At 40.4% G+C, this 24037-nt stretch carries 20 protein-coding genes and 6 pseudogenes; all 26 read left to right on the plus strand.

The window, feature by feature from the left end; translation table 11 throughout:
- Nucleotides 1–592: 592 nt before the first annotated feature.
- The 26 genes and pseudogenes from FLP15_RS07385 (at nt 593) to FLP15_RS07510 (ending at nt 23949) form a co-directional block, all read left to right on the plus strand.
- Nucleotides 593–1639 carry a family 20 glycosylhydrolase gene (locus FLP15_RS07385; protein ID WP_142766584.1) on the plus strand — a complete coding sequence of 349 codons (1047 nt, stop codon included), beginning with the start codon at nt 593–595 and terminating at the stop codon, nt 1637–1639.
- Nucleotides 1584–3166: pseudogene (locus FLP15_RS07390) on the plus strand (glycoside hydrolase family 13 protein). Before FLP15_RS07385 ends, FLP15_RS07390 begins: the two are co-directional and overlap by 56 nt.
- 363 nt (nt 3167–3529) lie before the next feature.
- Nucleotides 3530–4137, plus strand: a pseudogene (locus tag FLP15_RS07395) (YesL family protein).
- 648 nt (nt 4138–4785) lie between these two features.
- Nucleotides 4786–6219 carry a glycoside hydrolase family 1 protein gene (locus tag FLP15_RS07400; RefSeq protein WP_142766585.1) on the plus strand — a complete coding sequence of 478 codons (1434 nt, stop codon included), beginning with the start codon at nt 4786–4788 and terminating at the stop codon, nt 6217–6219.
- A 105-nt stretch (nt 6220–6324) separates the two neighbouring features.
- Nucleotides 6325–7193: pseudogene (locus FLP15_RS07405) on the plus strand (ROK family protein).
- A gap of 74 nt (nt 7194–7267) precedes the next feature.
- Nucleotides 7268–8130, plus strand: a pseudogene (gene scrK / locus FLP15_RS07410) (fructokinase ScrK).
- 407 nt (nt 8131–8537) lie between these two features.
- Nucleotides 8538–9116 (plus strand): hypothetical protein, encoded by a 579-nt coding sequence (locus tag FLP15_RS07415; protein WP_142766586.1) that lies wholly within the window; start codon nt 8538–8540, stop codon nt 9114–9116.
- 222 nt (nt 9117–9338) lie between these two features.
- Complete coding sequence (gene guaA, locus FLP15_RS07420) at nt 9339–10880, plus strand: glutamine-hydrolyzing GMP synthase (RefSeq protein ID WP_142766587.1); 1542 nt, start codon at nt 9339–9341, stop codon at nt 10878–10880.
- Between the two features lie 274 nt (nt 10881–11154).
- Nucleotides 11155–12303: a cystathionine gamma-synthase gene (locus tag FLP15_RS07425; RefSeq protein WP_142766588.1), complete on the plus strand. Its 1149-nt coding sequence runs from the start codon at nt 11155–11157 to the stop codon at nt 12301–12303.
- A gap of 1 nt (nt 12304) precedes the next feature.
- Nucleotides 12305–13225, plus strand: a complete 921-nt coding sequence (gene cysK, locus FLP15_RS07430; protein ID WP_142766589.1) for a cysteine synthase A — start codon at nt 12305–12307, stop codon at nt 13223–13225.
- A gap of 178 nt (nt 13226–13403) precedes the next feature.
- Entirely contained in the window at nt 13404–13835 is a 432-nt protein-coding gene (psiE, locus tag FLP15_RS07435) for a phosphate-starvation-inducible protein PsiE (RefSeq protein WP_142766590.1), read from the plus strand.
- A 630-nt stretch (nt 13836–14465) separates the two neighbouring features.
- Entirely contained in the window at nt 14466–15833 is a 1368-nt protein-coding gene (trpE, locus tag FLP15_RS07440) for an anthranilate synthase component I (protein WP_142766591.1), read from the plus strand.
- Between the two features lies 1 nt (nt 15834).
- The gene (locus tag FLP15_RS07445; RefSeq protein ID WP_142766592.1) at nt 15835–16623 is read left to right on the plus strand and encodes a class I SAM-dependent methyltransferase; all 789 of its coding nucleotides are present in this window, start codon (nt 15835–15837) and stop codon (nt 16621–16623) included.
- A 93-nt stretch (nt 16624–16716) separates the two neighbouring features.
- Nucleotides 16717–17424, plus strand: a complete 708-nt coding sequence (locus FLP15_RS07450; RefSeq protein WP_142766593.1) for a class I SAM-dependent methyltransferase — start codon at nt 16717–16719, stop codon at nt 17422–17424.
- Nucleotides 17425–17442: 18 nt separating this feature from the next.
- Nucleotides 17443–18012 (plus strand): aminodeoxychorismate/anthranilate synthase component II, encoded by a 570-nt coding sequence (locus FLP15_RS07455; RefSeq protein WP_142766594.1) that lies wholly within the window; start codon nt 17443–17445, stop codon nt 18010–18012.
- Nucleotides 18013–18016: 4 nt separating this feature from the next.
- Nucleotides 18017–18466: a GNAT family N-acetyltransferase gene (locus tag FLP15_RS07460; protein ID WP_142766595.1), complete on the plus strand. Its 450-nt coding sequence runs from the start codon at nt 18017–18019 to the stop codon at nt 18464–18466.
- Nucleotides 18467–18468: 2 nt separating this feature from the next.
- On the plus strand, nt 18469–18681 hold the full coding sequence (locus FLP15_RS07465) for a hypothetical protein (RefSeq protein ID WP_142766596.1): 213 nt from the start codon (nt 18469–18471) through the stop codon (nt 18679–18681).
- An 88-nt stretch (nt 18682–18769) separates the two neighbouring features.
- A pseudogene (locus FLP15_RS07470) lies at nt 18770–19180 on the plus strand (VOC family protein).
- Nucleotides 19181–19385: 205 nt separating this feature from the next.
- The gene (trpD, locus tag FLP15_RS07475) at nt 19386–20393 is read left to right on the plus strand and encodes an anthranilate phosphoribosyltransferase (protein WP_142767463.1); all 1008 of its coding nucleotides are present in this window, start codon (nt 19386–19388) and stop codon (nt 20391–20393) included.
- A gap of 320 nt (nt 20394–20713) precedes the next feature.
- Nucleotides 20714–21187, plus strand: a complete 474-nt coding sequence (locus FLP15_RS07480; protein ID WP_142766597.1) for an HIT family protein — start codon at nt 20714–20716, stop codon at nt 21185–21187.
- 85 nt (nt 21188–21272) lie between these two features.
- Nucleotides 21273–21763, plus strand: a pseudogene (locus FLP15_RS07485) (GNAT family N-acetyltransferase).
- A 60-nt stretch (nt 21764–21823) separates the two neighbouring features.
- The gene (locus tag FLP15_RS07490) at nt 21824–22171 is read left to right on the plus strand and encodes a GNAT family N-acetyltransferase (RefSeq protein WP_142766598.1); all 348 of its coding nucleotides are present in this window, start codon (nt 21824–21826) and stop codon (nt 22169–22171) included.
- Nucleotides 22168–22434, plus strand: a complete 267-nt coding sequence (locus FLP15_RS07495) for a DUF3977 family protein (RefSeq protein ID WP_142766599.1) — start codon at nt 22168–22170, stop codon at nt 22432–22434. Before FLP15_RS07490 ends, FLP15_RS07495 begins: the two co-directional genes overlap by 4 nt.
- Nucleotides 22431–22994, plus strand: a complete 564-nt coding sequence (locus FLP15_RS07500; RefSeq protein ID WP_142766600.1) for a histidine phosphatase family protein — start codon at nt 22431–22433, stop codon at nt 22992–22994. Before FLP15_RS07495 ends, FLP15_RS07500 begins: the two co-directional genes overlap by 4 nt.
- Nucleotides 22991–23773, plus strand: coding sequence for an indole-3-glycerol phosphate synthase TrpC (gene trpC / locus FLP15_RS07505; protein WP_142766601.1), 783 nt, complete (start codon nt 22991–22993; stop codon nt 23771–23773). The genes FLP15_RS07500 and trpC overlap by 4 nt, the downstream gene beginning before the upstream one ends.
- On the plus strand, nt 23770–23949 hold the full coding sequence (locus tag FLP15_RS07510; RefSeq protein WP_142766602.1) for a hypothetical protein: 180 nt from the start codon (nt 23770–23772) through the stop codon (nt 23947–23949). The genes trpC and FLP15_RS07510 overlap by 4 nt, the downstream gene beginning before the upstream one ends.
- Nucleotides 23950–24037: the final 88 nt, after the last annotated feature.

The following is a 24037-nucleotide window of genomic DNA, read 5'->3' on the forward strand; positions in this document are numbered from 1 at the left end:
AAAACAAGTGCGTGCTATCTCCGCCCTTCGGGCTACGCGATGAACATTTGTCCGTTTTATCTAGCCGCTGAAGCGTCTGATAAAAAGGCTGTCGATGCTCGCTAAGGTGCTTCAGCACCTTAGCGAGGATGGCAATCTTTGAATTTAGTCTTGACTTCATTATAGGTGTGTTTAGAAAGTCTGCTTTTTGTCGGACTACGGTTGTCTTGTCTACAATTTTAACAGTGTCAAGCGCTTGACATTTATGCAGAGTAAATGGATACAAAATTGTCATAGAGTGACCAGACTTCTTGGACAAAATCACTTCGCCTTGCGACTTTTAGTCGCTTACGATTTGAACTTCTATAGGATATCCGTTTGCGCTTCAGTGCTTACGGATATGCTAGTTGTTTTACATAGTTGGTTATGAAATCGACAGTATAACGAAGTAGAGATAGAGCAGGTGGATATGACCTCACATCGAAGATGTTAAGCAGACTGTTGCAGCTTTAGTTGCGTACGGGGTGCTACACCTAGAGGTTGTGATTTTGGTTTGCTGTCAAAAGTAATGTAAGTTTGTGAATAACTTTATTATAAGTGAGGAGCTGAGGAAATGGAGCGAGGACTCTTATTGGATGTAGGGCGTAAGTTTTGGTCAATTGATGAAATAAAGCAGTTGATTGAGCTTATGGCTAAGATAGGCCTGACTCATTTACAATTGCATCTGAGTGAAAATGAAGCATTCAGATTGAATTTGAAAGCTGTCAGTACTGACAGAATGTCATCAGTTAATGACAGAACTTATTCTTATGATGATATTCAGGAAATATTAAAATTTGCACATCGCTATAAGATTCAAGTGATTCCGGACATTGATGCACCAGGGCATTTACGAGCTTTGTTGAAAAATCGACAAGAGTTTGCACTTCCAGAAACAGAAGGATGTGCGTTAGATGTTACGAATTCTTTGGCTTGTGAGTGGTTTTTATCTATCATTCGTGAGTGCTGTGAGTGGTTTTCTGAGTGTGATATTTTTCATATTGGGGGAGATGAGTTTATTGATTTTAGGCGGATGGAAGATTATCCTTATTTACTTTCAAAAAGCCGTGAATACTACGGTGAAAAGGCTTCGGGCTTGGAATTTTATGTTGACTTTGTCAATTATATCGCACAATATTTGTCGCTAAAGGGTAAAAAAGTACGAGTTTGGAATGATGGCTTTTTACGGAAAGACCTTGAGAGTCTGTCAGTACTGACAAAGGATGTTGAAGTTTGTTATTGGACGAATTGGGATGTGAATATGGCATTAGTTGAGGACTGGCTACACGAGGGTTATCGCTTGGTTAATTTCTGTGATAATGATTTGTACTATGTGCTAGGGGAAAATGCGGGTTACAACTATCCGTCGGTTGAAAAATTAGTCAAATTTGCTGACAGAAATAAGTTTTCAGGCGGACAAATACTGACAAGTGAGGAAATGAAGTCTGTCAGTGGCACTTATTTTTCAGTGTGGGCTGACAAGGCGGAAGCGAAGTCTGTCAGTGAAATTTTAAATGATTTGGCGGAGCTGCTTCCTATTTTTGTCAAAAAATATGGGAGATTTAATGGAAAATTGGTGGAAAAAAGCGGTAATTTATCAGATTTATCCACGGAGTTTTAAGGATACAAATGCAGATGGTATCGGTGACTTACAGGGGTTATTGAGAAGTTAGATTATTTACAAAAATTAGGAATTGATGCGATTTGGTTGTCACCTGTCTACCAGTCACCAATGATTGATAATGGCTATGACATCAGTGATTATTTAGCTATTGACCCATTATTTGGTACAATGGATGATTTTGAGCGCTTGGTGTCAGAGGCGAAAGCGCGTAAAATTCGATTACTTATGGATTTGGTTGTCAACCATACTTCTGACCAGCACGATTGGTTTAAAGAAGCACGACAAACATTGGAAAATCCTAAGCGCTCGTTTTATATCTGGCGAGAACAGCCAGTTTCTGATGATAAAAACTGGACTTTTGACCCGCTAACTCAACAGTATTACTTTCATCTATTTAGCAAAAATCAGCCAGATTTGAATTGGGAAAATCCCGAGGTTCGCAGTGAAATTCATAAAATAATGAAGTTTTGGCTAGAAAAGGGAATCAGTGGTTTTAGGCTTGATGTTATTGACTTAATTGGCAAAATTCCAGATGAAAATATCACGGTAAATGGTCCTAAATTGCATGAATATTTGCAAGAGATGAATCGCGAAGTTTTCGTTGGGGACGATTTGCTCACAGTTGGTGAGGCTTGGTCAAGTTCGCCAGAACTCGCAAAGTTGTATTCAGCGCCAAATAGGCATGAACTATCTATGGTTTTCGGATTTTGGCATATTTTGACTTCGGCAGGAGAAGGGAACAAATGGAATTATCTTCCACTCAATGTTCCAAAGCTCAAGCAAGCTTTGTCGGATTGGCAGGAGATTACCCCTGATGAAGGGTGGAATTCATTATTTTGGGGAAATCATGATTTGCCACGTTTGGTATCATTTTGGGGAGAGTTACCTGATAAATATAGAGAAAAATCAGCTAAAGCATTCGCGATTTTATTACATCTGATGCGTGGCACACCCTATATCTATCAAGGAGAAGAGCTTGGGATGACAAACTTTCCGTTTGAAAAATTTTCAGAAATAAATGATATTGAATCTCTTGATTTTGCGGAAGAGAAGCGCAACATGGGCTGGACTGATAAAAAAATTATGGACGTATTGCGCAAAGTGAGTCGTGACAATGCTCGTACACCAATGCAGTGGGATAGCGGGGAACAAGCAGGTTTTACCACAGGACAAGCTTGGCTTGCGGTTAATCCGAACCACAAGAAAATTAATGCTCTGCTTGCCATAGCGAATCAGCAATCAATTTTCTACACTTATCAAAAATTGATTGCCCTTCGTCACGAGCAAGCTTGGCTGAATACTGCGACTTATGAATTACTTGATAGCTCTGATGAAATATTTGCCTATCTAAGAAAAACGGAAAATCAAACTTTTCTTATTGTCGCAAATCTGTCAAATCATGAAAATACTTTTGTCAGTAATTTTAGAAAAAAAGCTGAAATTATCAGTACTGACAGCTTCCCGTCAGCGCTGACAGAAATAAAAATGAAAGCTTGGGATGCGTTTGCTCTGGAGGTTGAGTGAAACAATGTAACCCCTAACATTTTTCTAAGTAAATGATATAATATATAAAGAAGAATGAAGGCAAGACTTATTCAGCGGGAGTTTCGTAAAGCATTTGTCCATTTTCTCTAGTCGCTATCTCCGCTATGCTACGCTGTCCGTAGAACGGCGTGCGAAGCACGTAGCGCCTTAGCGAGCATCGACAGCCTTTTTATCAGACGCTTCAGCGGCTAGAGAAAACGGACAAATGTTTATCGCGTAGCCGCAAGACGGAGATAGCACGCGCTTGCTTTGATAAAATGAAAGTAAAATTACGCTGGTCTCATTTTGAAGTGATTACTTACTTATTATAGAAATTAAGCAGTATTAGAAAGATATAAAAGCATGATTGGAAGAGCCTTAGAAGTATTATTTATCCGAATTTGGGTTGTAGTAAAATTGACCTTGATTTTCTGGTTATTAAGTTTATCTGGCGGCTTTGTTTTAGGATTTGGTCCAGCTTTTAAAGCAGTAACAGAGCTTTACTTAGCAGAAGGATTTGAGCATACAGCGATTAAAGTGAAAGAGGCTTATCGTATTTTCAAACGTAATTTTTGGCGTGCTAACTTAATCTTTTGGTTCTATGGCGCAATAAGTTTGCTCTTGATTTACAATCTATATTTATCTGTTCAAATTCGGGTTTGCTGTTTTTCATTATTGATTTTATTTTACTTTTTGGGTTGACATACGTGTTAACAGCCTTTGAGTATTCGATGATTTTAGATAGTCAGTTTGAGATGAGCTTTGGAAATCTTTTAAAAATCAGTTTTATTTCAAATTTTGTAAGTTTTAGAACTTACTTGAAACTATTGCTGGGAACGATAATTTTGCTGATCTTAACTTGGCAATTTAAAGGTTTGATTTTGTTTGCTGTAATTGGTGTTTTACAAATATACTGTGTAACAGTAACAAAAGAGTGGCGAGTGAAAATTGATGAACAATTGGCAGAGTAAATATTGAAGTGATTACTTCATTGGTGGAGGATTCTTTCTCCCCCACCAATGTTAGGTCACAACCTCTAGGTGTAACAACTAAGCGACCTGTACGCAGCTAAAGCTGCAACAGTCTGCTTAACATCAAAGATATGAGGTCACCCTGTCCCTGAAGTCTATCTCGCTTTGCTACGCTGTCGATTTCGCTAAGTTGCTAAAGCAACAAGCTCAAATCGCAAGCGCTAAAGCGCTAAAACCCTAGGGCAGTAGAACGAAAGCAGCTTGTTACTTCGACTTATCGCTTTGCTTTTTGCTCTTACTGCTTTAGCAGTTAAGCAAACGGACAGCGGAGCAACGAAGTTGCGTAGACCGTTCGTAGAACGGCGTGCAGAGCACGTAGCGAGTTGAGACTTCGACTAGGCACATTCGTGCCGTAGCGAGAATCGACAGCACAATGAAACGGAGATAGAGCGAATGGACAGCGTAGCGAAGCGGAGATAGTGCTGCTTATCCCGCCACCTTATAGAGGTGGGGAAATTGCCACTCCGACTAGGTGCTTTAGCACCGTAGCAAGGATGGACAGCGTAGCCCAAAGGGCGGAGATAGTACACACTTGCTAAGTTAAATTTTCCCATTTTACTTTGGGGAGATATCGTTTGAAGGAGGACTATGAACTTACAATTTCCAGAGAAATTCTGGTGGGGAGCGGCAACGAGCGGTCCACAAACAGAAGGTCGGTTTAAAAAACAGCATGATAATGTTTTTGATTATGATTTTGACCATTTTCAAGAACGATTTTGGGGAGCAATTGGCCCCGATACAGCAAGCAATTTTTTCAATGATTTTCGTGATGATATTGAGTTGATGAAAGCTGCTGGCTTGAATTCTGTGCGGACAAGTATTCAATGGTCACGTTTGATTGATGATTTGGAGCTTGGCACGCTCAATGAAAAAGCGGTTGAATTTTATAATGCAGTAATTGATGAGTTTTTAGCGCATGGGATTCGTCCAGTGATTAATTTGCATCATTTTGATTTGCCAGTGGAGTTATTGCATAAGTACGGAGGCTGGGAAAGTCGTTATGTGGTGGATTTATATGCGGACTTTGCTGGGAAATGTTTTGAACTTTTCTCAGATCGTGTGAGCGACTGGTTTACCTTCAATGAGCCAATGGTTGTTGTAGAGTGCGGTTATCTGCTTGGTTTTCATTATCCTGATGTGGTGGATGGCAAGAGAGCAGTTCAAGTTGCCTATCATTTACAATTGGCTTCAAGTTTGGCAATTAAGAAATTTAGAACAATCAATCAAAACCCCGCGGGACAAATTGGTATCATCTTAAATCTGACCCCTGCTTATCCTGCAAGCTCGCATCATGCAGATGTTTTTGCAGCAGAAATGGCGGATTTGTGGCAAAATCGTCTATTTTTGGACGCCTCGGTAAAAGGAGAATTTCCGTCAGTGCTGACAGAAATGCTGTCAGCAGAAAATGCGCTCTGGAAAGCGAATGACGAGGATTTGTCAGTGATTCGTCAGTATAAAATTGACGTTTTAGGTGTAAATTATTATCATCCCAGTCGTGTTCAAGAGCCAGAATTTTCAAGTGATAGTTTAGCCCAAGATTTTCGTCCAGATAAATTTTATGCCTCATACAATAAACGGGGGGTGCGAATGAATGCTGATCGTGGTTGGGAAATTCATCCACAAACGATTTATGAAATTGCCAAAAGAATACAAAACGATTATGAGAATCTCCCGTGGTTTATTTCGGAAAATGGGATGGGTGTTGCTAATGAACAACGCTTTGCTGACAATGACGGTGTCATTCAAGACGATTATCGTATTCAGTTTACAACCGAGCATCTTTATTGGCTTCATAAAGCAATCAGCGAAGGTGCAAATTGTTTTGGCTATCATGTTTGGACACCCATTGATTGTTGGAGTTGGAGAAACTCTTATAAAAACCGTTATGGATTGATTGCCTTAGACATTCACACACAAGTCAAGACATTGAAGAAATCAGCTCATTGGTTCAAGAGCCTGTCAACTGCTGGTGTACTTGAGGTTAGTCAGCAAATTATTAATAAATATGCTGACGATTACTGACAGAAATTCTGTCAGTAAGTTCATCATTTCTGGAAGAAGCTTTTCGTTTCAAATTTCGTATCATGAGATTACGTAATTAAATATAAATCATAAAAGGAGCAAAATATGTCATTACTAACGATTGATATTGGTGGTACAAGTATTAAATATGCACGTTTTGATAAAGGTCAGTTGAGCAATCAAGGAGCATTTGCAACGCCCGATAATCTTGAAACTTTTTATCAACATCTGAGTGCGGTAGTAGAGCAATTTAAGGAAAATAGCGATGTTTGTGGTGTTGCGATTAGTTCACCAGGTGCGGTAAATAAAATATCTGGTGTAATTGAAGGTGCTAGTGCTTTACCTTATATTCATAATTTTGATATTCATAGCGAATTTGAGAAACGTTTTGGATTGCCTGTTTCTATTGAAAACGATGCTAATTGTGCCGCACTTGCAGAAGTTAAGTTTGGTGCAGCTAAGGGCCATTCAGATGTGCTATTTCTTGTTTTAGGTACAGGGTAGGCGGTTCTGTTGTCGTTGATGGAAAAATTCATCACGGGAAGCATCTTTTTGGTGGTGAATTTGGATTTATGCTCATGGACGAAGAAAATTCATTTTCAACGCTTGGTACGACTGTTCGCATGGCGGAACGTTATAACACACGTACAGGTGAAAAGCTTGATGCCATTGATATTTTCAAGTTGGCTTTTGCGGGCAACAAAATGGCTAAAGAAGAAATGGATATTTTTACATTTAACGTTGCTAAAGGTATCTTTAATCTGAGTTATTCTTTTGACCCTGAATGTGTCATTATTGGTGGCGGAGTCTCTCAAGCAGAATGGCTTATTCCAGAGCTACAAAAACAACTCCAAAAGATTATGGATACCATCAAGATTGCACCGTTTATGCCTGAGATTACTGCTTGCCAATTTAAGAATGATGCAAATCTCATCGGAGCAACAGTGGATTTTGCTCAGACTTTTGATAAATAACTCTATTTATACACTTTTATATACGAAAAAAAATTCAAAAAGTCACAGAAATATACTATTTTTAAGGAAAAATTATGACAAAACTTTATGGTTCAGTAGAAGCAGGAGGAACAAAATTCGTCCTTGCTATCGGTGATGAACAATTTAACATTATTAAATCAATACAAATCCCAACAACTACTCCGGAAGAAACAATTACATCCGTTATTGAGTTTTTCAAAGATAATCCTGTGTCCGCCCTATCAATTGGCTCTTTTGGTCCCATTGACATCAATCCTGAAAGTCAAACCTATGGTTATATTACAACCACACCAAAAGCAGGCTGGGCAAATGTTGACCTTCTCGGCGAGCTTAAATTGGCGCTTCAGATTCCGATGGAATTTACGACAGATGTAAACAGCTCTGCATATGGTGAAATGGTCGTGACAGGGGGAACTCTCTGGTTTATTACACGATTGGTACAGGGATTGGTGGCGGAGCCGTTCAGGACGGAAAGTTTATTGGTGGCGTTTCACATGCAGAAATGGGGCATCAATATGTCAAAAAACATCCGAAAGACCTTGATTTTGCAGGAGTTTGCCCTTTTCATGGGGATTGCCTTGAGGGAGTTGCAGCAGGTCCTTCTCTTGAAGCAAGAACGGGGATTCGAGGTGAAAATATTCCACTTGACAGTGAAGTTTGGGAGATTCAAGCTTTTTATATCGCACAAATCGCCGTTAATACAACTTTGGCTTTAGCGCCAGAAAAAATTGTATTCGGCGGCGGAGTGATGGCGCAAGAACATATGATTTCGCGAGTACGTGAACAATTTGAAAAGCAACTTGCAGGTTACGTTAAAATTCCATCAGCACTGACAGAATATCTTGTCACTCCGTCAGTTGCTGACAACGGCTCAGCGACTATCGGGAACTTTGCTTTAGCTGCAAAATTATTGTAAGCTTGAACCGTAGTCAATTTTTGAAGTGATTCCTTCATTGACGGAGGATTCTTTTCTCCCACTAATGCTAGGGCATAACCTCTAGGTGTAACAACTAGACCTGTATGTAGCTAAAGCTGCAACAGTCTGCTTAACATCAAAGATACGAGGTCACACCTCCGTTTCACTTCGTTATCCATTCGCTCTATCTTCGCTGCGCTACGCTGCCGACTTCACTAAGTCTGAAGTGGCAAGTTCAAATCGCAATCGGTTAAAGTCGCAAGGCGAAGTGGTCCTGTCCCAGAAGCTTAAGCGTTAAGCTCTTAGGGCAGTAGAACGAAAGCAGTGCCTGCTAAATTAAAACGTTAGGTCTCCTAGCGTTTTTTTGATAAAATGAAATTAAAATTAGAAAAAGATTGGATAAAAATGTGAATAAAAAGTTAATTATTATTTTGATAGCGGGAAGTTTACTGATGTTAGGAGCTTGCACTAATGAGTCAGCCTCAAATAACACTGCAGCAAGGCAAGCAACAACTCATGCAATGAATTTTCTCATTAATAATGACACAAGAAATATAGGAGCAGTCACAAATGATGCCCCTTCTGAGATTATCTCAGAGCTGAAAGAAGACATTATAGAAGAACAAGAAAAAATATTAGGAGGTAAAGATGTCGTCCAAACCCTCAGTCTTAATCATATCCCAGCAACAGAAATCATTAAAAATTATGCTGACAAAGCGGTCAATGCTCTGACAAAAATCCAAGACTTTGAAATCACATCAGTCGTGACAAAAGGAGAAACAAAAGAGGTTACATTAAGATTTACACCACTGGTTGGAGTAAAAGAAACTTCTAGCAATACCGAACTTCTACAAGAGCTAAACGATTTTAATCCCAGATTATCATCAACACTGACCACCGTAAAACTACAATTAGAAAAAGATGGCAGAGGCATAGATTTTGATGATGATCATTTTAGAAAATTGGTCAATGCTGCATTTATTTAAAAAGATTTACTATTTCGCTTATTGGTGTCAGTAACAGAAAACGATGACAGCGCTTTTTACATATTATCTAAAAATCATCTCTGCAAAAGTTAATAATTTATGTTAGAATAAATCTAATAAATTTTAAATGAACAAAAGCATCCAGGGCAAAAAATAGTCACAAGATATGTGAGTTTAACGTTCCTTAAATGGTTGCTTTTGTATCTTACAGAGGAGGGTCCCTTGTCCGACAACACACTTGAAAAAATCATCGTGCTTGACTACGGTTCACAGTATAATCAACTTATCGCGCGCCGTATCCGCGAAATTGGTGTTTTCTCAGAACTCATGAGTCACAAAGTCACAGCCGCTCAAATCCGCGAGATTAATCCTATTGGTATTATTCTCTCAGGTGGTCCAAATTCCGTATATGATGAAGGTTCATTCGATATTGATCCAGAAATTTTTGAACTTGGCTTGCCTATTTTAGGGATTTGCTATGGAATGCAACTGATGAGTTATAAACTTGGTGGTAAGGTTGAAGGTGCTGCAGAACGTGAGTATGGTGTTGCCCCCCTCTCTCTCCAAAAAGAATCAGCACTTTTTGCTGGTACACCAGACTGCCAAGATGTTTTGATGAGTCATGGTGACCGCGTCACAGCAATTCCAGAAGGATTCCACGTTGTAGGAACTTCACCCAATAGCCCATTTGCAGCTGTTGAAAATACGGAACGAAACTTGTACGGAATTCAATTTCACCCAGAAGTCCGTCATTCAGTTCATGGGACAGACCTCCTTCGTAATTTTGCGCTAAATATCTGTGGAGCTAAAGGCAATTGGTCAATGGAAAACTTCATTGATATGCAGATCAAAGATATTCGTGCAAAAGTTGGTGATAAAAAGGTTCTTCTCGGTCTTTCAGGAGGAGTGGATTCATCAGTTGTTGGTGTTCTTTTGCAACGTGCAATTGGTGACCAATTGACATCAATCTTTGTTGACCACGGGTTTCTTCGTAAAGGTGAAGCTGACCAAGTCATGGAAACTTTAGGCGGAAAATTTGGACTCAATATCATCAAAGTAGATGCTCAAAAACGTTTTATGGAAAAGCTTGTAGGACTTTCAGACCCAGAGCAAAAACGTAAAATTATTGGTAACGAATTTGTCTACGTTTTTGATGATGAAGCAAGTAAATTAAAAGGTGTAGACTTCCTTGCCCAAGGCACGCTTTACACTGATGTGATTGAATCCGGAACAGATACAGCTCAAACCATCAAGTCTCATCATAATGTAGGTGGTTTGCCAGAAGATATGCAGTTCCAGCTTATTGAACCTTTGAATACACTCTTTAAAGATGAAGTACGTGCTTTAGGAACTCAACTAGGAATGCCCGATGAAATCGTTTGGCGTCAACCTTTCCCAGGACCAGGTTTAGCAATTCGTGTCCTTGGCGATTTAACAGAAGAAAAGCTTGAAACTGTTCGCGAATCAGATGCTATCCTACGCGATGAAATCTCAAAAGCAGGTCTTGAACGTGATGTTTGGCAATATTTCACAGTTAATACAGATGTTCGCTCTGTTGGGGTTATGGGTGATGGACGAACTTATGATTACACAATTGCGATTCGTGCAATTACATCAATTGATGGTATGACCGCTGACTTTGCCCGTCTTCCATGGGATATTTTGCAAAAAATTTCAGTTCGTATTGTCAACGAAGTTGACCACGTCAATCGTATCGTTTACGATATTACGAGTAAGCCACCAGCAACTGTTGAGTGGCAATAGAAATTTTGAAGTGATTACTTCATCAGTAGGAGATTCTTTCTCTCCTACTGATGCTAGTAGAACGAAAGCAAAGCTTAGTGCTGCTTATCCCTCCACCTAAGAGGTGGGGATTTAGCACGCACTTGCTTGGTTAAAAAAGTAGACAATTTCAATTGCCTGCTTTTTTGTTTTTCTCTATAAAAATAGTTAAAGTCATCATAAAAAAATTTTATAACGACGTATATAAGCTCATGGTAATCTATATATAGAAAATAATTAGAAAGTCTAGAGAAAAATGACAAATTTAAAAACAAAAGTAATCCATGGTGGTATATCAACAGATAGTACAACAGGAGCAGTATCTGTTCCTATCTATCAAACTTCAACTTATAAGCAAAATGCTTTGGGTCAGCCTAAAGAATACGAATATTCACGTTCAGGGAATCCTACGCGCCATGCTCTTGAAACTTTGATTGCAGAGCTTGAAGGTGGAGTGAAAGGATTTGCATTTAGTTCGGGACTTGCAGGAATCCATGCTGTACTCTCAATGTTTTCTGCTGGAGATCATCTTATTTTAGCTGATGATGTATATGGTGGAACCTTCCGCTTACTTGACAAAGTATTAGTACGCAGTGGCATCACCTATGATTTAGTTGATTTGAGTGTGCCAGCAAGTTTAGAGGCTGCTTTTAAGCCTGAAACAAAAGCAGTTTACTTTGAAACACCTTCAAATCCTTTACTGAAAGTCCTTGATATTAAAGAAATTGCTCGTATTGCTAAAGCTCATCATTCACTCACTTTAGTTGACAATACTTTCGCAACTCCTTATTTACAACGACCATTAGAATTAGGTGCAGATGTTGTGTTGCATTCTGCTACTAAATATCTTGGCGGTCATTCTGATGTGGTAGCAGGATTAGTAACAACAAATTCGGAAAACTTGGCAGAAAAAATAGGTTTTCTACAAAACTCAATCGGAGCAGTGCTTGGTCCACAAGACAGTTGGTTGATTCAGCGTGGAATTAAGACACTTGCACTTCGGATGGATGCTCATAGCAAGAATGCAGAAAAAATTGCAAAATTATTAGAGGAATCAGAAACAGTAGCCAATGTTTATTATCCAGGCTTGTCAAGTCATAAAGGCTATGAGATTGCGCAAGCTCAAATGGATGCCTTTGGTGGAATGCTTTCTTTTGAATTAGTCGATGAGTCAAAAGTAAAACCATTCGTTGAAAGCTTACACTATTTTACGCTTGCAGAGTCACTTGGTGGAGTGGAAAGTTTGATTGAAGTGCCAGCCATAATGACTCATGCATCAATTCCCAAAGAAGTTCGTGAATTATCTGGTATTAGAGATGGTTTGATTCGTGTTTCTGTAGGTATTGAGGACGTAAATGATCTTATTGATGATTTAAAACATGCCATTCATTTAATCGGAGCATGAAATGGATAAAATTGTTGAAAATATTGTTGAACTCATCGGTGAAACGCCAATTGTAAAACTAAAAAATACTCCAAAAGGGAGTGCAGATGTTTATGTTAAGTTAGATTTTTTTAATCCTGGAGGTTCGGTAAAAGATCGAATTGCCTTAAACATGATTCGTCAAGCACAGATGGACGGGCATCTGAGAGAAGGAGGGACAATCGTTGAGCCGACTTCTGGAAATACAGGGATAGGACTTGCTCTTGTCGGCGCAGCTTTAGGTTATAAAGTTGTGATTATTATGCCTGATAATTATTCAATTGAGCGGCGTAAACTTATCCAAGCCTATGGTGCAGAGTTAATTTTGACTCCTGCATCAGAGGGAATCAGGGCCGCAATTGATTTGGGAAAACATCTGGTCAAAGAGAAGGGGTGGTTTATGCCAATGCAATTTGAGAATTCAGCTAATATTACTGCACATGAACAAACGACAGCTCCTGAAATTTTAGCGGCTTTTGGAAGTCAAGGATTGGATGCTTTTGTAGCAGGCGCAGGTACTGGGGGAACAATATCAGGAGTTTCACATGGATTAAAGACCATAAATTCAAAGATAAAAACTTTTGTGGTTGAACCTGCTGAATCTCCAGTCTTATCTGGTGGAAAAAGTGGACAGCATGGAATTCAAGGAATTGGAGTTCCTTTCGCATCTTTAAATTTAGATAACGAGGCTTATGATGATATAATAGATATAACGACTGATGAGGCAATTATGACTGCTCGAGAAGTTGGACGAAATGAAGGAATTTTAATTGGTTTTTCTTCAGGTGCAGCAATTTGCGCAGCATACAAGGTGGCCAAAAAACTTGGAGTTGGTAAAAGAGTTTTAGCACTTTGTGCAGATAATGGTGAGCGCTATTTGTCAACGGAGCTCTATGATTTTTGATTGAAGTGATTACTTCATCAGTAGGAGATTCTTTCTCTCCTACTGATGTTAGTAGAACGAAAGCAAAGCTTAGTGCTGCTTATCCCTCCACCTAAGAGGTGGGGGATTTAGCACGCACTTGCTTGGTTAAAAAGACGAAGAAATAAGACGATGGATTATATTTTAAAAGGGGAATATTGTGAAAAAATTTTTTGACCACATTGATGAGAAAATGGTGAAATTTTTGTCAAGAATCAGTTTCTTGTCATTGATGGTTGTGGGACTTGTTATTGTATTTTTTCTTTTTAGAGAAATCTACAGTATGGTAACAATGGCATTTCAAGCTGATTCATCAACACATTATTATGAAGTTTTACAAAGTATTCTCTCGTTCTTCATCTTCTTTGAATTTTTAACATTGATCATTACATCAATTCGAAATAAAGGTCATGTTTCACTTATTTTCTTATTATCCCTAGGGATTACCTCTTTAATCCGAGTGCTATTGACTTATCATGACCAACTGATTGGCTTGATTGCAATATCTAGTAGTATTTTGTTACTCATCATTGGTGTGGTTGTATTGAAAAGGTTTATTTTTACGGAAGATAAAAACGAAGAACATTTATAGAATTTAGATTATTATCTGAATTTTATTATAAAATCCTTGACAAGCCTATAGAAAAGTTTTACAATATGAACAACATCAGAAGAGTAACTCTTTACAAGAATTTTTTCAGGAAGTCTGCGGTTGTGTGAGCAGATAAATTCAAGAGAGTGAATGGACTGATTTCAAAGTCGATAATGTTTTATCGCAAAAATGATTTGAAACAATAAAAATCACGGATGCTCCCGATACCGAGCTACTTGTTGTTAGACGAGAAAAAGATGAGTCTTTTTAGGTATTTTTTAGACTCTCAAATTACGGTGGCACCGCGTGGAATACGCCCGTAGAGTATTTTTTACTCTGCGGGTTTTTTTTGACTTTCCAAAATGGAAAAAAGGAAAATTTTACAAATGAGAAAGCGATGGCAAAGTTCAATGAAGTCAAGACTTATTCAGTGGGAGTTTCGTAAAACATTTGTCCCTTTTCTCTAGTCGCTGAAGCGACTGATAAAAGGGCAACTTACCACTGAATTTAGTCGGACGAAATTCGAAGCTTAGTGCTGCTTTATCCCTTTAGGGATATTAGCACGCACTTGCTTTGATAAATGAGCATAAAAATTAATAAATTAATAAATAAATAAAAAGAGAGAAAATAATGAGAATAATAAAAGAAATCCCAGCAGACACATTGACACCTATTTCAGTTTATCTTCGTTTGAAGGGGAAAAATAAGGTGATTTTGGAGTCGATTCCGAGGGAAAATGATCAGTCGCGTTTTTCTATCATTGCTTTAAATCCTGTCAAACAGGTGAAGTTTACTGACGGAGTTTTGACGGTAAATGACGAAGTTGTCAGCACTGATGAGCCTTTGAAGTTTGTTGAAAAATTAGTTTGTCTTGCTGATAAAAATGATGAAGACAATTTGCCTTTTACGAGTGGTGCGATTGGCTACGCAGGATTTGACACTTACGGCATTTTTGAGAAGATTCAGCCAGAGTTGATTGATGAGATTGGTACGCCAGACTTGTATTTTATGCTTTATGAAAATGCGATTGTCTTTGACCACAAGCGTGAAAAATTGATACTGGTTGAAGACAACATTTACAGTCATAGGGGAGAAGAAGCGCTGCAAGCGGCGCTGACAGAAAAAATCGAGGCGCTGTCAGTGCTGACAGAAGCAGAAAAACGAATTCCGAAGCTGTCAAAAATGAATTTCACAAGTAACACGACAAAAAAGGCGTTCAAGGAAAAAGTTGAGGCTGCTAAAGCTTTAATCAAGAATGGCGATATGTTCCAAATCGTTTTGTCACAACGATTGAGCGCAGATTTCACGGAAAATCCTTTTGATTATTATCGTCAGTTGCGCGTGGAAAATCCGTCATCTTATATGTATTTTCTTGAATTTGACGATTTCCACGTGATTGGCTCATCGCCTGAGCGGCTGGTCGCTGTGCATGGTAATCAAGTCTCAACCAATCCAATCGCAGGAACGAGAAAACGTGGCGCAGATGAGTTTGAGGATCAACAGCTCATTGAAGAATTAGAAAATGACCAAAAAGAAATTGCCGAGCATAAAATGCTGGTTGACCTTGGGCGAAACGACATCGGAAAGCTGTCAGAGTACGGCTCAATCAGTGTTCCAGTCTTTATGAAAGTCGAAAAATATCGCTACGTCATGCACATCACGAGCGAGGTGAAAGGTCAATTACGCCCAGAATTTAGCGCAATGGACGCCCTGCTTGCGACTTTGCCTGCTGGCACTCTGTCAGGTGCGCCAAAACACCGAGCTTATCAGCGCATTTACGAGTTTGAGCAAGACAAGCGTGGGATTTACGGCGGTGCGATTGGCTATTTGACGAAAAACGGCAACTGCGATTTCGCGATTGCCATTCGGACGATGATTTTGAAAAATAAAAAAGCTCATGTACAAGCAGGCGCAGGCATCGTTTACGACTCCGTGCCAGAGCTGGAATATCAAGAAACATTGAATAAAGCACGGGGATTGTTGGAGATTGGGGAATAAGATGAATACAACGCAGCAAAATAATAACGCTTGGGATCAGAAAGTGGAAGAGGGATCTCAGTGGACAAAAGCCGTCAACCATGAAATCATCGAACAAGCGAAAAAAGGAAATTGGGAAATCACGGTGACGACGGAGAAAGCAGTACCTAAGTCATGGCTTCCGAAGGATTTGGCTGGGGTTAAAATATTGTGTCTCGCCTCGGGCGGAGGGCAACAAGCTCCAGTGCTTGCAGCAGCCGGAGCGGATGTGACCGTGACGGACATTTCTAAAAAACAACTTGAACAAGATGAAAGGGTTGCTAATCGTGAAAAGCTGGATTTGAAAATTGTTCAAGGAGACATGATAGATTTGAGCGATTTTGAAGATGAGAGTTTTGACATAGTGGTTAATCCAGTTTCTAATTTATTTGTGAAAGATATTCAGCCGGTTTGGAACGAAATCGCACGCGTCTTAAAGTCTAATGGAACTTTGATTGCAGGTTTTACCAATCCTTTGCTCTGGATTTTTGATGATGCTTTGGAGCAGCAAGGCATTTTGGATGTGCGGCATTCTATTCCTTCATCGACTTTAGATTATTTGCCTGAGACAGAAATCCAAGCTTATCTTGATAGCAATCAAACTATTGAGTATGCTCACACTTTGGAGAGTCAAATTCAAGGGCAGATTGACGCAGGATTTGCCATCACGGGATTTTATGAAGACGATTTTGGCGGTTCGAGAATGTTGGATAAGTATATTAAGATTTTTATTGCAACAAAAGCAGTTAAAGTGGTTGAAAATAGAAGATGACAGAGCTGGAATATCAAGAAACATTGAATAAAGTACGGGGATTGTTGGAGATTGGGAATAGTGAACGATTTTGAGAAAGGAAATTTTTGATAAATGAATAATCAAAATCTATCCGAAAATTTTTCAGGAAAAGCCGAAAGCTATCGTCTTGCCAGACCAGGTTATCCAGAGGAGTTGCTAGATTTTATTGCAGAAAAACTTCCCAAATCTGCAAAAGTGGCAGATATTGGTGCAGGAACAGGCAAACTAACCGAGTGTTTGGCTCAAAAAGGATTTGACACTTATGCTGTTGAACCCAATGCAGATATGCGAGAACAGCTTTTGCTGACTGTCAAAGATTTTTCAAATGTGTCAATTTTGACAGGACTGGCAGATGATACAGGGCTGCCTAGTCAGAGCATGGATGCTATTTGCGTTGCTCAGGCACTTCATTGGTTTGACCCTGTCACTTTTCGTGCCGAATGCGCGCGCATTTTGAAGCCGAATGGCTATGTTTTCTCGATTTACAATAGCTTTAGCTATTATGATGAAAATTCAAAAATCAAGCGAACAGAAGGACATAGCGCAAGCTCGGCATTGAGTTTCTTCAAAAAACAACACGATATCGAATTTCCCAATCCACAGACCTACACTAGAGAAAAATGGCTGACTTTTATGAGCAGTCACTCACACAGTCCTTTGCCTGACGATGAAAATTACGCTACTTATTTTAAAGAAGTGAATGAAATTTTTGAACGAGAAGCTGTGGATGGCGTGCTTAGCCGTGAGGTCAAGACTTGTGTGTATTATGAGAGATTATAAAGAAATGGAGCTTTAAAAATGATTTTAATAATTGACAACTACGATAGTTTCACCTACAATCTCGCCCAGTATGTCGGCAGTTTGACTGATGTGCAGGTGCTGAGGAACGATGACGCACGGCTTTACGAGGTCGCAGAAAGGGCTGACGGCTTGATTTTCTCGCCAGGTCCAGGTTGGCCAGCTGATGCGGGGAAGATGGAGCAGATGATTGCGGAGTTTGCGGGCAAAAAGCCGATTTTGGGCATTTGCCTTGGTTTTCAAGCCATTGTCGAAAGCTTTGGCGGAAACTTGCGCTTGGCGCACACGGTCATGCACGGCAAAAACTCACAAGTCCGTCAAACCTCAGGAAACTTGCTTTTTGGCAAGCTCCCTAGCAAATTTTCAGTGATGCGTTATCATTCGATTGTGATGGACGAAAACGTTGCGCTGCCTGATTTCGCGATTACCGCACTTGCCATAGATGACGGCGAAATCATGGCGATTGAAAACGAAAAATTGGGCATCTACGGCCTGCAATTTCACCCTGAAAGCATTGGCACACTTGACGGCATGACGATGATTGAGAATTTTGTGAAAGTAGTGGGATGATTTTATGAAAATAATCAAAGCAATTTCTGAGCAACTTATCATAAAAGAGCTGGCGCAGGCAGAATTTGAGCAGGCATATCCGCTTGTTCATCAGTTACGGCAGGCTTTACCACTGACAGATTTTCTGTCAGTAACCGCACAAATGCAAGGCTACCGCGCTTTCGTGCTGATGGATTCTGACAAGGCTGACAAAATCGTCGCCTACGCAGGTTTCGCCGAACAGCTCAATCTCTACGAGGGGCGACACATTTTCGTGTATGAGCTGGTCACGGACGAGGTCGTCAGAAGCCAGGGATACGGCAAAATGCTTCTGTCAGCACTGACAGAAGAGGGAAAACGCCTAGGCTGTGAAATGTTGGTCTTGACCTCAGGCCTACAGCGTGTGGACGCGCACCGATTTTATGAGAATAATGGACTGACGAAAACGAGTTTTGTGTTTCGCAAGGAGCTGTGAAAATGAGAACAAGATTACAAGAATTAGAAATGATTGCTTACGACTCTGACCCGTACACGACAAGCCTGCCGCCGCAAGAACAACTCAATGACGATGCGGCTTATGGCGAGGGAATGGCAATGTATAAGGGCTACATGATTATCCCCGATATGCCTGGGATTTTTCACTCGGAGGCTGAGGTTGATGAGTATCTGAGATTAAAAGAAGAAAAATGAAAAACTCAATTTGACAGAGCTGTCAAATCTGACAGATGCAATCATCAGCTCTGACAAAACAAAATTTTAAAAAAAGGAGATATAAATTATGATTAATCACTTCGGTATTGCAGTTAAAGATTGCGCACGTTCAAAACAGTTTTATGACGCAGCGCTTAAACCGCTTGGTTACAAGATTCATCGCACAGGAGCTGGAGGAACTGGCTATACAGATGGTATTTCGCATGATCCTTTTGGCGATTTTTGCTTTTTTGAAGGGTAACCATATCCTTTTCACTATGCTTTTGAAGCAAAAAGTAATGAAGCAGTTGACGAATTTTATAAGGGAGCAATCGAAAATGGAGGAATAGATAATGGAGCTCCTGGATATCGTAAAGACTATCACGAAAATTATTATGCTGCTTTTATCATTGACCCTGATGGCTATCGGATTGAAGCCGTTTGTCACAATGGACAGGCACATGGACTAGACAGAGATTTTTTGACAGAGATAGAATAACCTTGACAAACACTCAAAGGTAAAAATTAAATAGGAAATAGAGAAAGGAATTGAGTTCGCTCCCCTAGAGATTAGGAAAATGTATAAATTGAAACTTGCGCTAATGCCAGAATCTTCGCGATTTTGTCGCTATGCTGCGGCAAATAAAATTGCAAGTCAAGTGGAAATTTTCTACGTCTCTGATCAGTCGGACTCACATCTTATTATGAAAAACGAACTCGAAAAAGTAATCGCAGGTCACAACATGACCGAAAACGAAATGAATATGCTGGCAAACAGCATTATTCAAGGCGAACTCAGCGAGGTGCAAATTGCAAGCTTTCTTGTCGCACTGAAAATGAAAGGCGAAGCAGCGAGTGAGCTGACAGGTTTGGCGCGCGCCCTTCAAAAAGCCAGTCTCAAAATCCCGACTCAAATCACGGATGCGATGGATAATTGCGGAACAGGGGGCGACCGCTCGTTTAGTTTCAACATCTCGACAACTTCGGCTTTTGTTTTAGCCGCTGGTGGTGTCCACATGGCAAAGCACGGCAATCGTTCGATTACCAGCAAATCTGGCTCAGCAGATGTACTTGAAGCACTTGGAATCAATCTTTATTTGCCAGAAGAAAAACTGGCGCAAGTCTTTGACAAAGTCGGCTTAGTCTTTCTTTTCGCACAAAATCTGCACCCTGCGATGAAATATTTTACACCAGTGCGCAGACAGCTTGAAATTCCAACGATTATGAACCTGACAGGCCCTCTGATTAATCCGATTTCCCTTGATACGCAGCTCCTCGGCACTTCACGTCCTGATTTGCTAGAGTTGACGGCAAATGTCCTAAAAGGCTTAGGGCGCAGGCGCGCAGTGGTGATTACAGGCGAGGGTGGCATGGACGAGGCAGCACTTTTTGGTGTCAATCGCTACGCACTACTTGAAAATGGCGAAGTCAGCCTACACGAGTTTACAGCGAGAGACCTCGGCATGAAAGAAATCCAGCTCAATGAAATCCGTGGCGGCGAAGCTCCTGAAAATGCAGAAATTCTAGTCAAAGTGCTAGAAAATGAAGCCTCACCATTCTTGGAAACAACCGTCTTAAACGCAGGCTTAGGCTTCTTTGCAAATGGCAAAGTCGAAAGCGTGAAAGACGGTGTGCAACTCGCGCGCGAAGTGATTGCAAATGGCAACGCCCTTGCGAAATTGAGGGAGTTGCAAGCTGAGCAGGTGGGGTAAAAAATGAAGTCAAGACTAAATTCGAAGCATAGTGCTGCTTTATTCCCTACCGAAGAGATAAGGGGGATTGCGACTAGGCGCTTTGCCTTTTGCTCCTGCTGCTTTAGCAGTTAAGCAAACGAAGTTGCGTAGACCGTTCGTAGAACGGCGTGCGAAGCACGTAGCGCCTTAGCGAGCATCGACAGCCTTTTTATCAGACGCTTTAGCGGCTAGATAAAAAACGGACAAATGTTTATCGCGTAGCCGCAAGGCGGAGATAGCACGCACTTGCTTTGATAAAGAATTATGAAGAGTAAAATCCAAGAAAATGAGGTAAAAACATGGGAATCGTGCAAGAATTACAGGAGCAAGGGATTTGCCCGACTTGCTATAAATTTGAACATGGTGGGGTATATTCCGATTTTACAAAGCGTCTGATTTTCGAGGACGAGTGGCTTTACTGCTTTTTGGAAGAAAGACCTCGTGCGAAAGGGCATACGATTATCCTTGTTAAGGCGCATTATGATGATATGGCAGCTTTGCCCGATGAACTTTGTGCGCACGTTTTTACCATTGCCAAAAAATTAATGAATGTGTTGAAAACCGAGCTAAAGGCAGAGCGCGTGTATCTTTGCAGTATGTGTGACGGGAAAGCCAATCATTTTCACGCGCAGCTCCTCCCTCGCTATGCTGGCGAAAAAATCGGCTCAACAAATTTTGTAAAAGAACGATGGACTTATGACGGAAATCCTGTTCCTGTTGAGCGATTGGAGCAGTTGATAAAGGCGATGAAAGAAGGAACAAATAATGAATGATAGTAAGATTATTTTAGCAGAGCATGAGATTTTTGAGACCAATCGACTCATTTTGCGAAAAATTACTTTGGCGGATGCTGAGGATATGTTTGAGTTTACAAGTGACCCAGAGGTAGCGCGGTATGTCACTTATCCGCCACATGAAAACTTGGACGTGACAAAAGAGGGAATTGTGAATTACTTTATTCCTAATCGGCTAGAAACTTGGGGCTTGTGGAAAAGGCTTCAAATAAGCTCATTGGGACACTTGACCTTAGGGTAAATGGAGATTCTGGCACTTTTGGTTGGGCTTTAAATAGAAATTATTGGGGGCAGGGCTTGATGCCTGAAGCAGCGAGTGTTTTGCGCGATTTTGCCTTTAATACGCTGAAATTAAACGTGATTATTGCTGACCATTATGCTCTGAATCAAAAGTCTGGACGCGTGATGGAAAAACTCGGCATGCATAAAATTGGACAGATTTGGGTTTATGTGCGAAAAGAAGAGAAATCTGTGCTGGCGGATTATTGGGCATTGACACGTGCTGAATATTTGGACGAGGTAAAAAATGGAAATTCTAAAATATCGAAAAGCTGATGAAATGCGCTATGCACAGACTTTAGCTTTGCGGGATAAGATTTTACGGCTACCACTGGGGTGAAGATTTATGATGAAAATTTGGATTACGAAGTTGAAAATATTTTCTTCGGTGCTTTTGAAAATGGTGAGCTGATTGGCACGGTTAATTATTTTGAAAAAACGTCAAAAACGGCTCAACTCTGTGCTTTTGCTGTCACTGCTGAACGTCAAAAATCGGGGATTGGTCGTCAGTTGATTCAGGTGTTATTTGCTGATTTACGTGCGCAAAAATTTGAAAAATGTATCGTGGAAGCGCGTGGCACAGCCGTTGGATTTTATGAGAAAATGGGCTTTGTGTTGACGAGTAGTGCCTTTAAAAATGAGCGCTTGGGGCACGAGGATTTCATGATGGCGATTGACCTATGAACAAAATTTTCATAGAAATCGGTTTTGACCTTGACAATAATCGTTTTGGTTTTGGAAAAAGTGTGGAAATTGAACACACTGACGGTAGCGAGGTGCGCATAAAAACGGCACCTCAAATTGATAAGCCGAAGTCCTATTATGTTAGAATTTGGATAGGGAAAAGTGTCTTGATTTTTGATAGTCAAAGTCCACATTTTTCATTCAAAAAGAAAAGGCGTCGGAATTTTAAGTTTGTGATTGGGAAGTGGGGAGAGGAAATATGACAATAATCTATTTTATTCGGCACTCAGTGCCTGATTATGCGGATGGGATAGCTGATGGGGAACATCCTTTGACCGATGAAGGTTTGAAACGTGCCGATAAGTTAGTTGAAATTTTTGAAGATATCAAAATCAATGAAATTTTTTCAAGTACTTATAAGCGCGCAATGCAGACGGTTGAGCCGATTGCAAAAGATAAAAATTTGGATATTCAAGAAGTCTATAACTTCCGTGAACGTGAACGAGGGCAACGAAAAATCAATTTTGATGAGCTTATAAAAAGAATGTGGGCAGATTTTTCGTGGCAACCTGAAAATGGCGAGAGTTTGCAACAAGTACAAGAGCGAAATATTCATACACTGAAGCAGATTTTGACGGAAAATAAAGGGCAATCGCTCATTATTGGTACACATGGTACAGCGCTTTCAACCATTTTGAATTATTATGAGCCAAGTTTTAGTGTGACAGAATTTATGCGGATTGCAGATGTGATGCCTTATGTGATTAGGCTGGATTTTGACGCTCTGGAATACTTGGGGAAGGAAGAAATAACGGAAATATGAACATTGAACAGGGAAAATTTTTAGAGACTATCTTGGCACAGAAAGCGCAAGAAGTCGCAGAAATGCCAAACGAAGAAGTGGGGAAAGTGCGCAAAACCTACAAGCTCTATGACTTTTTGCGAACGCACACTGATCAGCTCCAAGTCATTGCAGAGTGCAAAAAAGCCTCGCCTAGTCTTGGCGACATCAACACCGAGGTGGATTTGGTAGCGCAGGCAAAAAGTTACGAAAAGGCAGGCGCAGCGATGATCTCGGTGCTGACCGACCCAGTGTTTTTTAAGGGCGATATTGAATATTTGCGTGAAATTTCTAATGCCGTTAGCATTCCGACGCTCAACAAGGATTTTATCATCGACAAAAAGCAGATTGACCGTGCAATCAACGCTGGTGCAACGGTGATTTTGTTGATTGTCGCTTGCTTTGCAAATGACGATGAAAAATTGCGCGAGCTTTATGATTATGCAATTTCGTTAGGACTTGAAGTGCTGGTCGAAACGCATAATAAGCCCGAACTTGACCGCGCGCACGCACTTGGCGCAAAGATTATCGGCGTGAATAATCGTAATCTCAAGACATTCGAGGTCAGTTTGCAAAATTCGCTGGATTTGGTGCAATTTTTCAAGCCTGAAAATATCTATATTTCGGAGAGTGGCATTTTTGGCACTGCCGAGGCAGAATTAGTTGCGGACGGTTTCAACGGAATTTTGGTGGGGACGGCGTTGATGCAGTCTGACAATGTTTTGTCAGCACTGACAGAATTGAAAGTAGAGAGAAGATGAACACGATTATTTTGTGGATTGCTTGTCTTGGCAACTGGTTGCTTTTTGAGGGAACGCTGATTCAAGCAATGATAGAGCTGAAAGATACCTCTGAAAAAGTAAAATTACTGCGTGCAAGGGGCTGGACAATCGTCTCATGGGGCGCCTGGTTATCTGCTTTAGCGGTTGGGAGGTAAGTCAAACGGTCGTTTTATGGTTAGTGTTTACTGCATTAGGTAGCGTCTTAACCGTTGGAATTACAACAAAAATTTTTTCAAGGGAGTT

This window comes from Lactococcus protaetiae, assembly GCF_006965445.1.
In the GTDB taxonomy this organism is placed as follows: Bacteria; Bacillota; Bacilli; order Lactobacillales; family Streptococcaceae; genus Lactococcus; species Lactococcus protaetiae.